The sequence below is a fragment of the Corallococcus sp. CA053C genome (genome assembly GCF_003611675.1).
Lineage (GTDB): Bacteria > Myxococcota > Myxococcia > Myxococcales > Myxococcaceae > Corallococcus.
This window is the reverse complement of the sequence record NZ_RAWA01000339.1, coordinates 1-10,929: the sequence shown is the minus strand read 5'-3', so window position 1 is coordinate 10,929 and position 10,929 is coordinate 1. Positions and strand designations below refer to the sequence as shown.

Annotated in this window: 7 protein-coding genes and 1 pseudogene; 5 read left to right on the top strand and 3 right to left on the bottom strand. The window is 70.3% G+C overall.

Annotation, left to right across the window (positions count from 1 at the left end; genetic code table 11):
- Window positions 1-281: 281 nt before the first annotated feature.
- Complete coding sequence (locus tag D7V97_RS32485) at window positions 282-2,315, top strand: hypothetical protein (protein ID WP_147445061.1); 2,034 nt, start codon at window positions 282-284, stop codon at window positions 2,313-2,315.
- 13 nt (window positions 2,316-2,328) lie between these two features.
- Here the strand turns inward: D7V97_RS32485 and D7V97_RS32480 are convergent, their stop codons facing one another.
- Together D7V97_RS32480 and D7V97_RS32475 are read right to left on the bottom strand one after the other, a co-directional pair.
- Window positions 2,329-2,904 (bottom strand): RNA polymerase sigma factor, encoded by a 576-nt coding sequence (locus tag D7V97_RS32480; RefSeq protein WP_120614503.1) that lies wholly within the window; start codon window positions 2,902-2,904, stop codon window positions 2,329-2,331.
- Between the two features lie 4 nt (window positions 2,905-2,908).
- Window positions 2,909-3,484 carry a hypothetical protein gene (locus D7V97_RS32475; RefSeq protein ID WP_120614502.1) on the bottom strand — a complete coding sequence of 192 codons (576 nt, stop codon included), beginning with the start codon at window positions 3,482-3,484 and terminating at the stop codon, window positions 2,909-2,911.
- Window positions 3,485-3,586: 102 nt separating this feature from the next.
- Between D7V97_RS32475 and D7V97_RS32470 the strand changes: the two genes are divergently transcribed.
- Genes D7V97_RS32470 through D7V97_RS32460 form a run of 3 tightly spaced genes read left to right on the top strand, consistent with a single transcriptional unit; the run spans window position 3,587 to window position 6,801 of the window.
- The gene (locus D7V97_RS32470; protein ID WP_199729011.1) at window positions 3,587-4,051 is read left to right on the top strand and encodes a M48 family metallopeptidase; all 465 of its coding nucleotides are present in this window, start codon (window positions 3,587-3,589) and stop codon (window positions 4,049-4,051) included.
- 19 nt (window positions 4,052-4,070) lie between these two features.
- Window positions 4,071-5,006 carry an MBL fold metallo-hydrolase gene (locus D7V97_RS32465; protein ID WP_120614501.1) on the top strand — a complete coding sequence of 312 codons (936 nt, stop codon included), beginning with the start codon at window positions 4,071-4,073 and terminating at the stop codon, window positions 5,004-5,006.
- A gap of 31 nt (window positions 5,007-5,037) precedes the next feature.
- Window positions 5,038-6,801, top strand: a complete 1,764-nt coding sequence (locus tag D7V97_RS32460) for a M14 family zinc carboxypeptidase (protein ID WP_120614500.1) — start codon at window positions 5,038-5,040, stop codon at window positions 6,799-6,801.
- Between the two features lie 129 nt (window positions 6,802-6,930).
- Here D7V97_RS32460 and cglD read toward each other — a convergent pair whose 3' ends face one another.
- Window positions 6,931-10,380 (bottom strand): adventurous gliding motility lipoprotein CglD, encoded by a 3,450-nt coding sequence (cglD, locus tag D7V97_RS32455; protein WP_120614499.1) that lies wholly within the window; start codon window positions 10,378-10,380, stop codon window positions 6,931-6,933.
- A gap of 196 nt (window positions 10,381-10,576) precedes the next feature.
- On the opposite strand from cglD, the pseudogene D7V97_RS32450 reads away from it, so the two are divergent.
- Window positions 10,577-10,929 (top strand): annotated as a pseudogene (locus D7V97_RS32450) (TIGR02266 family protein); the annotation flags it as partial.

Genomic DNA, 10,929 nt, shown 5'->3' with positions numbered 1-10,929 from the left:
AGGCAGGGGGATGCGGGTGGGAGTGCGGCATGGTGAAGCCTCCTTTCCCCGGGCCAACGCGGCACCCGTCGCGCTCTTACACCTCGCGTAACGCCGGGCCCCCGTCCCTGTCTCCCCGCGGGGATTTCCGGTAGAAGGCGCCCGCGCCGGAGCGAGCGGGCCTGGAGTTCCAGTACCTTGCGGGGCGTCCCGGCGGGATTGGCGAAAAAACGACCTGGCCCATCCCCTCCCTCCGTATGCACAGGGAGACGAAGACGGGGGGCCGGACGGAGAGGGAACAGATGCGACGCACATGGGGAACGTGGGTGGCGGTGCTCGCCCTCATGGGCAGTGGCTGTGACGCGATCGACCTCTCTGAAATCACCCAGCGCGAGCCGCGGACCCGGATCCTCCCGGAGCCCCCGGGCGAGCACTGCGGCTTTGGAGGCCAGGCCATCCTGACGGGCCTGGACCAGGACCGCGATGGGGTGCTCGACGACGTCGAGGTCCTCACCACCGACTACGTCTGCGAAGACGGCATCCCCAAGGTGCGCACCCGCAGGCAGTTCGAGCCGATAGGGACGAACTGCCCCTACGGCGGACAGGTGGTGGAGTCCGGACTGGACTACGACGACGACGGGGAGCTGGACGACGAAGAGGTGAAGTCCGTCGAGTACGTCTGCACCACCACGGTCGCCAACGTGCTGCTGAGCGTGCGCCCGGTGGCGCCCACCGCGAAGTGCCCCCGGGGCGGGCAGCTCACCCGCGCCGGCCACGACGCCAACGGCAACGGCCTCCTGGAGGACGAGGAGGTCACCCGCGACGTGCAGATCTGCAACGAGCCCTCCCCCGTGCTCTCCCGCGCGCGCGAGCTGCCTCGCTCCGTCGCCCCGTGCGACCGGGGCGGTTCGGTGGTGGAGGCCGGCGCGGACCTGGACCTGGACGGCGTCCTCGACGCGGCGGAGATCTACGCCACCGCCTACGCGTGCGACGTGGAGCCGACCCGCCTGCGCCTCCAGCAGTTCCAGGCCGAACCCGGTGGCATGAACTGCGCCGCGGGAGGCACGGGCGTGGCCGCCTTCGAGGACCGCGACGGCGACACCGCGCCGGACCCCGGCGGCTTCAGCACGATCCTCCACGTGTGCGAGGCCGCCCGCATCCACGATGGAGACTTCGTGGTGGCGAGCGCCACGGACCTGCTCGTGCTCGGAGGCATCGACCGCCTGCGGGGCGACCTGCGCATCGAGGCACCCTCCCTCCCCGAGGCCTTCGTCCCCACCCTGTCCGTCATCGACGGCTCCCTGCGCGTGCAGGGCAACTCCAGCCTGAAGCGGTTCGGCATGACCACCCTGCGCTTCGTCGGCGGGAGCGTGGAGGTCCGTGACAACGCCCAGCTCGAGGACCTGGTCCTGGGCGATGAGTCCCGGCGCCCGCTGCGGGTGGCGGGCAGCCTCATCGTCGAGGAGAACCCGAAGCTCCCCTCCCTGGAGGGACTGGCCGCGGTGGCGCCCACCGACAGCATCACCCTGCGCGCGAACAACGCGATGGAGAACCCGGGCCCGCTGCCCCACGTCGTGACCCTCACGGGTTCGCTCACCGTCCAGGACAACCTCCGGCTGACCACGCTGGCCTTCAGCAACCTGGCCCAGGTGCACGGAGACGTGTACCTCGTGAACAACGCCATGCTCGGGGGGCCCTTCGGGCTGGAGCAGCTGGTGTCCGTGGACGGCCTGTTGCAGCTGCGCCTGAACGCCCAGATGGAGAACCTGGCCCCGCTGGGCCGACTCGTCTCCGTCGGCGCCCTGGAGCTCCTGAACAACCTCCGGCTGCCGGACACCGCCGGGTTCCTCCAGCTCACCCACGCGGGCCGCATCTACATCCAGGGCAACGCGGCGATGGTGAGCGTGGGGGACATGCCCCTGCTGACCTCGGTGGATCACCAATTCGCCGTGAAATACAACCCGGTGCTGCAGCGCGTGCACGGCCTGCCCGTGCTGCGGACCGCGGAGGCGGTGTCCGCCGTCGGCAACGAGGCACTGACGTCGCTGAGCGGCCTCGCCCGGCTGCCCCGGCTCTCCACCCTGGAAGTGCTGGGCAACGCGAAGCTGCCGACGCTGGGCGACTTCGCGGCGCTGCGCGAGCTGGCGTTCCTCAACGTCCAGGGCAACGCTTCGCTCACGAGCCTGGGCCTGGGAGAGCTGGCCCGCGTGACGGTCGAATTCGTCACGGTGGACAACGCGAAGCTGCCCACGTGTCAGGCCACCGCGCTCGCGGCGAGCGTGTACCAGGGCACCCCCTTCATCGACGACAACGACGACGCGGCCACCTGCCCTTGAGAGAGGCCCGGGATCAGCCGCGGGGCTTGCAGGAGCAGTCCAGACAGCCGTGCGCCGCGCACGCGCCGCAGCTGCGCTCCAGCGAACGCTTGAGCGCGAGCCGCGCGCGGTGCAGCCGCACCCCTGCGTTGTTGGCGGTGATGCCCGCCTCGCGCGCCACGTCCGGCACCGCGCGCCCCTCCAGGTCCACCTGGCGCACCAGCTCCGCGTACGAGGGCTTGAGCGTGGGCAGCAGGTCCCCCAGGCACGCGCACACCGCGCCCTTCAGCTCCGGGTCCTCGGGAGCACTGTCGGCGTCGCGGGCCTCCACCGCCAGCGCGCGTCCCTCCGCGGCCTGCCGGCGGTGATGGTCCACGAGGGCGTTGCGCAGCAAGCGGTAGAACCACGCCACCGCGCCCTCGCCGTCCTTCAGCGCCCCACCCTTCTCCAGCGTGCGGGCGAAGGCCGTCTGGAGCAGGTCCTCCGCGACGGCGCGACTGCCCACGCGCCGCTCCACGAAGGCGAGGAAGCGGCTGCGCTGGGCCAGCAGCGCCGCCACCACGTCCTCGCGGTCCAGTGGCAGCGCCGCGTCGGGTCCGGCTTCGTCCATGCGACTACGGAGGGCCGTAGCCCTGCACGCGGGAGTTCAGCTCCACCGCGGTGGCGTAGATCTGCGCCCACGCGCGGAACTTGAAGCGGTTCACCGCGCCCTTCTGGTCGTTGGCGTAGTCGAACATGTCCTTGCGGAACTGCGCGTCCGCGGCCTTGCGGGCCTCCGGCTTCAGCGGCGTGCCCTTGCGGTCGTAGTAACGCAGCAGGTCATAGCCGTAGTCGTGCGTCTTGGCCGCCGGATCGAACTCCTTGTCCGGGCCAATCTTGCCGGGCACGGAGGCGTCACCGAACGGGTCCTGCATGCGCTGCCCGTGGGCCGTCTGGATGGCGTAGGGCTTGTAGCCCATGACCTTCTCGAAGTCCGCCGGAGGGGGAATGGCGCCGGTGAGGTAGTCGGTCATCAGCTTGCCCTGGTCGCCGGCGGGCCCCTTCGTGACGGCCGACGTGCGCTGGGCAGCGGTGGTGCCACCGGCGAAGGAATCCTTCACCTGGTTGCGGGCGGGAGGGGTGGCGGGGCGTGCGGAGGACTCCGTACCGGAGGTCTGCGGACGGCGGACAGGACTGTTGCGGATGATCATGGTCGGGGGCCCGGTGGAGAAGTCTTCTCGATTTTTCGGAAACCGCCGGCCCAAAGTTGCGCAGAATGAGCCAACGCGCCGCGTGGTGCACTGGAGGACACCGTGGGAAGTGACCTGTACCGCGAGGGAATCGCTCAGCTGAAGGCCGGCAATACCGCAGAGGCCCACCGGCTACTGCAGGAGGCGAGGAAGCAGGCGCCCGACTCCGTGGACGTGCTCCACGGCCTGGCGCTGGTGCTGGACGCCCAGGGCGAGCGGGCTCAATCCGTGGCCCTGCTGGAGGAGGCCGTGGCCCGCGACCCCACGGCGCCCGGCCCGGCGTGCGACCTGGCGATGTTCTACCTGGAGCACCAGCAGGACGCACGGGCCGTGGAACTGCTCACCCCCGTGCTGGCGGCCTCGCCGGATCACCCCCAGGCGAACCTGGCCATGGCCATGGCCCTGGCGAAGACGGAGCCCGTGCGGGCGCGTACCTTCGTCGCGCGGGCGCTGAAGGACCCGGATCCGGAAGGCCGGGCGCAGGCGGAGGCATTGGACCAGGTGCTCGCGAAGCACGTCCCCCGCTGAAACCACCCCGGAGCCGCACATGGCGATGCGCTTCAAGAACCTGGATGGCAGCGGACCTCACCCGTTCAACAACGTCTTCAAGTGGGCCGTACTGGACAAGCTGGGGGGCAAGCGCCGCAAGTCACCCGCGCGCGCCACGGTGCCGCACGTGGAGCCGGACCTCGCGGTGCTCGCCACGCCGCCCGCCCCGGGTGAGGGCGCGCGGCTGACGTGGCTGGGACACGCCAGCTGGCTTGTGCAACTGGATGGCATCTCGCTGCTCATCGACCCGGTGCTGCGCGACGCCATCAACGTCGTCATCCGCCGCAACGTGGCGCCCGGCGTGCCGGTGGAGCGGTTGCCGCCCATCACCGCGAGCCTCGTGTCCCACAACCACTATGACCACCTGGACCTGCCCACGCTCAAGCAGGTGGGGGCCCGCGTCGTCACCGGCCTGGGCCACGCCCCCATCTTCCAGGGTGAAGGCCTGCCCTTCAGCGAGCTGGACTGGTGGGAGTCCACGCAGGTGGGGCCCGTGCGCGTGCACTACGTGCCGGCGCAGCACTGGAGTCGCCGCGGCCTCAACGACGCGAACCAGATGCTCTGGGGCGGCTTCGTGGTGGAGGGCTCCAGCGCGCGCATCTACCACTCCGGGGACACCGCCTACTTCCAGGGCTTCAAGGAGATTGGCGCCAGGTTCCCGCACCTGGACGCGGCGCTCCTGCCCATTGGCGCCTATGACCCGGCGTGGTTCATGCGCTACCAGCACATGAACCCGGAGGAGGCGGTGCAGGCCTTCGAGGACCTGGGCGCGCTCGCCTTCTTCGCCATGCACTGGGGCACGTTCAAGCTCACCGACGAGCCCCTGGACGAACCACCCCTGCGCCTGGACGCGGAGTGGCTGCGCCGGGGCTGGCCCCGCGACCGCGTGCACGTGCTGCCCGTGGGTGGCACGCACACCGTGCGCCAGGGTTGAGCCCCGGCGGGGCTTGTGGTCTCACGCGGGCATGCTCCTGCCCACCCTCACCGCCCTGGTCCTGTCGCAGGCTCCTCCCTCCCTCACCTCCCTCTCCGAACAGAGCGATTGGAAGCGCACCGGCCGCTACGCGGAAGCGGAAGGCCTCTGCCGCGCCTTCCCCAAGGCCTTCCCCGGCAAGGCCCGCTGCGACACCGTGGGCCTGTCCCCGGAGGGGCGCCCCATGGTGGCGCTCGTCGTCAGCGAGGACGGCACCCTCACCGCGGACGCCGCGCGCCGCAAGCAGCGCCCCGTCGTCTTCTTCCAGGGCGGCATCCACGCGGGTGAAATCGACGGCAAGGACGCGGGCTACTGGCTCCTGCGCGACGCGCTCCAGGGCAAGGTGCTGCCGGGCGCGCTCAAGGGCGTCACCGCCGTCTTCGTCCCCGTCTTCAACCTGGATGGCCACGAGCGCTTCGGCCCCAACCACCGCCCCAACCAGGTGGGCCCGGAGGAGATGGGCTTCCGCACCACCGCGCAGAACCTCAACCTCAACCGCGACTACGCGAAGGTGGACGCGCCGGAGATGGGGATGCTGCTCACGTACCTGCACGCGTGGGATCCGCTCGTCTACGTGGACCTGCACGTCACCGACGGCGCGAAGTTCGAACCCGACGTGTCCGTCGCCATCGAGCCGCAGAAGTCCGGGCCGCCCGCGCTCGCGGCGCTGGGCCTGAAGCTGCGCGAGGAGCTCTTCACCGGCCTCGTCGCGCAGGGCCACCAGCCGCTGTCCTTCTACCCGTCCTTCGTGAAGGACGACGACCCGACGAGCGGCTTCACCTACGGCGTCCCCCCGCCGCGCTTCAGCCACGGCTACTGGTCCATCCACCACCGCTTCGGCGTGCTCGTGGAGACGCACTCCTGGAAGACCTACGCCCAGCGCGTGAAGGCCACCCGCGATGTGGTGGAGGGGCTGTTGCGCCTCGTCGCCCGCGACGGCGCCGCGCTCCAGGCCGCCGTGAAGGCCGAGGACCAGAAGGCCACCTCCGGCCAGGTGCGCGAGGTGGTGCTCGCCTGGGAGAACACGCCCAAGCGGGAGACGCTCGCGTTCAAGGGCTACGCGTACACGCGCGCGCCGTCGGACATCTCCGGCCAGACGTGGATCCGCTACGACGAAACGAAGCCCCAGACGTGGAACGTGCCGTTCGCGCCGGACCTCCAGCCCGCGCTCCGCGTGACGCTGCCCACGGGCGGCTACGTGGTGTCCGCCGCCCACGCCGCGTGGGTGGCGCCCAGGCTCACCGCGCACGGCATCGCGTTCCAGCGCCTCACCCGCGCCGTGCCCGCCGCGCCGGTGGAGTCGTTCCACGCGACAGGCATCCAGTTCCGCGAACAGTCCGTCGAAGGCCACCAGGGCCTCACGGCGAAGGGCGACTGGAAGGCGGACACGCAAGGACTGCCCGAGGGCTCGCTCTACGTGCCCGTGGCGCAGAAGAACGTGCAGCTGATCGCGCACCTCTTCGAGCCCTCGGGGCCGGACTCGTTCCTGGCGTGGGGCTTCTTCAACGCCCACTTCGAGCAGAAGGAATACATCGAGGACTACGTCGTGGAGCCCTTCGCCCGTGAGCTGCTCGCGAAGGACCCCGCCGTGAAGGCCGCCTTCCAGGAGCGCCTGAAGGACCCTGGCTTCGCGAAGGACCCGCACGCCCGCCTGCGCTTCTTCGCGCAGCGGCACCCGGCCTGGGATGAGCGCTTCGGCCTCTACCCCGTCTACCGCGTCGCCCGCGCGCCCGAGGGGCTGGCCGCCGCGAAGTAGGGACAAAGCGAAGCCCCCGGCCTCGCATCCCTTCAGGGGACGTGAAGACCGGGGGCCTCATTGAAGATTCTGGGAAGACCCTGGCTCCCCCGGTCCGAGTGGCACCGGGGGAGCTTCTTCATTCCTGCCTCAGCCGATGGGCCGCTCGCAGACGCACGCGCTGACGTTGCACGTGTAGCCCGGAGCGCAGCCGCCGCAGTCCGGCTTGCAGACGCAGGCGCACAGGCCCGGGTCGGCCGCGAAGCCGGTGCCGCAGTTCAGCGCGCCCGTGTCGCAGACGCAGCCGCAGGCGGCGGCGTCGAACTTGTAGCCCTGCGCGCACGACGCGGACTGCACGCAGCTGCACGAGCAGGTGCCCACGTTGCACGTCTCGAAGGTGCCGCACGTGCCGCCGCAGTCCTGCGCGCAGGTGAAGTCACACACGGCGCGGTCGGTGTTGCACACCTGGCCCGCGGGCGCGTTGCCGCCGCAGTCCGCCGGGCACTCGCACTTGTCGGTGGTGCGATTGCAGGACAGCTTGCCCTTGCAGTAGTCCGGGTCGCCCGGGTCGTAGTACGTGGTGTCCGTCGAGCACGGCGGCGGGCTGCCGTTGGGGTTGGTCGTGCGGTCGATCCAGTAGCGGTAGGACACCGCCGCCTGCGTGACGCCGGACTCCTTCGGGCGGCAGGCGCCGTAGAACGACACGGTGCGGTTGATGCCGTCCACGTCGAAGCCGTTGGTGCGGCTGCGCGGCAGGTCACCGATGCTGGGGCACACGGCGGGGTTCGCCACCTCCGCGACCGCCACCTTCAACGACGCGCCGATGGGCGGCTTGAGCGTCTTGTAGCCCACCGAGGCGATGACGCTGTCCACGATGGCGTTGATGGTGTTGGTGATGGAGTTCTTGTCGCGGATGCTGCCCGCCACACCGCCCGTGGCCTGGATGACCTCCAGGTGGCGCGGGTCGCGCGGATCCTCATCCGAGCGGCACCAGGTGGCCGTGTCCGCCGTGGCGTTCTCCGACGGGCAGATGATGCCGTGGACCTGGATGGCCTGCCCCGTGGGGTTGTTGGTGGTGCCGGACGCGGTGCCCGTGTTGAGGAAGTACTGCTTGTAGTTGGCCACCGTGTCCGCGGACTGGTCACGCACGTCGGTGAGGACGACGACCACCATCTTCGCGCCCGGGCGCAGCTTCGTGTTCGCGGCCCCCGTGGACGCGGCCATGTTGTTGATGGCCACGCGCGCCGACTCCAGCGGACGCTCCGTCCCGTTGCCGCCAATGCCCACCCAGCACTCCAGGTTGGACGCGCACGTCGTGTTGGGGAGGGGCGTGTACGTCGGGTTCTGGGTGGTTCCGCCCTTCACCGCGCACACGTTGTTGTTGCACTCCGCCTTCTCCGTCAGCCACGCCTTGAACTGGTCCACGTTGGTGGTGAAGTTGCGCAGCACGCCCTTGTTGGGCCCGGTGCCGGCGGCCAGGTAGCTGGTGGTCACCATGGACAGGCGCCAGTCCATGGTGGCGTTGGCCAGCTTGCTGGCCACCGCCGAGGCGGCCTCCGCCAGGTACGTCTGCGACGTCGCCATGGAGCCGCTGTCGTCCACGACGAAGAGGAAGTCCACCACCGCGGTGTTGCCGGTGAAGACCTCGCACTGCACCGCGTCCGCATCGCCGAACTGCGCCAGCGCGGAGCCGCCCGCCGTGTCCGCCATGGTGAAGAGGCTGCCCGCCTCGTTGTAGCGGGCCGCCGGGGTGATGGCGAGCACCACCACCACGCTCTGGTTGGCGCGGTGCACGTACTGCGCCTGGATCTTGAACGGGCCGGTGATGCCCGCGGTGCCGGAGAGGGCGTTCGTGGTGGCGGGCACCAGCGCCTTGGCCAGCGTGTTGGTGAAGGTCTTCAGGTCCGCCGTGCCCGCGAGGCCGTACCGGGTGGCCACCGCGCTGAAGCCGTCCCACGTGGTGAACGTCTGGGTGAACTCCACGTCCGCCGGCGCGAGCGGCGCCGTGCCGGTGCGGATGCCCAGCTCGTCCCCGGCGGGCGTGGTGGACGCCCCCGAGGCGTTCGTCACCTGACCGCGCTTGAACGCGATGAACGTCACCTGCTTCGTGTCGTCATAGCCCATCACGCCCACCGTCTGACCGGAGGCCGTGATGTTGATGACGTTGGCGTTCTTGAAGGTGTTGGGCAGCGCCAGCCGCACGTCCGCGCCGCTGTCCTCCTTGAACGTCACCGTGCGCAGGTTCTGCACGCTGCACGCCTTGCCCGCCGGGGTGTTGGGCGCGCCGTCCGTGCCGTTCTGCGGGTTCAGCTCACCGGGGTCCACCTTGCCGTTCTGGTTGGAGTCCTCGGCGCCGTCGGGGATGCCGTCACCGTCGGAGTCCGGCTTGTTGGGGTCCGTCTTCGTCGCGGGGTCCGTGTCGCCCACGTAGCCACAGGTGGTGCGCGGGGCCGCCGCCGTCGCCACGCCGCGCTCCACGCCGTCGGAGAGGCCGTCGGCGTCGGAGTCCGGGTTGGTGGGGTCCGTCTCGCCGGCCTCCACCAGGCCGTTGGAGTTCGGATCCTCGCCGAGGAAGCCGTTGCGGCCCGCGCCGTCCTGGAGGCCGTCGCAGTCGGTGTCCGTCAGGCGGGCGTCCGTCTCGCCGCTGTCCACGCGACCGTTCTTGTTCGTGTCCTCCACGCCGTCCGCCACGCCGTCGCCGTCCGTGTCGGCCTTGGTCTTGTCGGTGCCGGTGGCGTCCTCCACGTTGTCGGGGATGCCGTCGAAGTCCGTGTCGGGGACGGACGCGGCGCAGTCCGCCACGCGCGGGTTGGTCTCACCGGAGTCGAACTTGCCGTTCTTGTTCACGTCCTCGGCGCCGTCGGAGCAGGTATCGCCGTCGGTGTCGGGCTTGAGCGCGTCCGTGCCGGAGGACTTCTCCAGGCCGTCCGGCAGGCCGTCGTCGTCGGTATCGCGCTTGCGCGGATCCGTCTCACCGGGGCTCTGCGAACCATTCTTGTTCGCGTCCTCCACGCCGTCGGACAGGCCGTCACCGTCGGAGTCCGCGGTGTTGGGGTCCGTCTCCGTGAGGTCGCGCTTGCCGTTGCGGTTGGCGTCCTCCAGGCCGTCCGGCAGCCCGTCGCCGTCCGTGTCCGCCTTCACCGGCGAGGTGCGCGAGGCCGGGTCCAGGTCCGGGTAGAACGAACAGGTGGTGACGACGCTCTTGATGCGGCCCACCTCCACGCCGTCGCGGATGCCGTCGTTGTCGGTGTCGCGATCTCCGGGGTTCGTCCTCACGCCACCCGTGTAGATGGTGGAGAACTCCTCCTGGTCCGACAGGCCGTCACAGTCCGAGTCCCGCTGGGCATTGGTCGGATCATACGGGTCGGTGGGGACTTCGCCCGGGTCGGGGTCGGGGTCCACGATGACGCCCGCGTCCTCGACGTAGCCGGCGTCGAAGCCCGCGTCGACTTCACCGGCGTCGATGCCGCCGTCATCCGGCGTCGTGCCGGCGTCTGCAGGTGGGGGATTGGGATCGGGGTCGGGGTCACTGCCGCCGCAGCCCGTGAGCAACGTGGCCGCGAGAAGCGTGCCGGAGAAGAGTCGGATCCAATTGCGCATACGGGGAGTGCACTCCGGTGAGGGGGGATTGCGGAGAACCTCCAGCATAGAAGCAATGTCGTGTGATTCCGATGTAGGTGCGTCCCGGGTGAGACATGACACATCTGGCTTTGAAAACTTTGCATGCAGCGCTGTCGCCTGTTTCTGACGGCACTGTCTGGACGGGGCACAGGAGTGCTCGGCTATCGTCCCGGCCGTGCCTGTCTTCGGTCTCGCGGCGGTGTGGGGGGAAGGAGCGTCGCCCGAACAAGCGGCGTCCGTGGTGGAGGGGCTGGGCGCGCTGCTGCCGTCCGCGCAGTCCCTGCAATTGCTGGTGGCGTTTCGCGACGAGGCGGGAGCGCTGGAGGTGAAGGTGGATGTGCCCGGCTATCCACGCGCGGCGGTGGAGCGGCTGGGCGAGGAGGTGCGCAAGAGCGGCGGCTCGTTCGTGGAATTGTGGCGGCTGCCCAAGGCGGAGCGGGACACACTGAGAGCGCGGACGCTGGCGGGTGGAACGCCGTTCACCGGCGACGAGCGCCTGCTGGCAGCGCAGGAGCTGCGGCAACACCT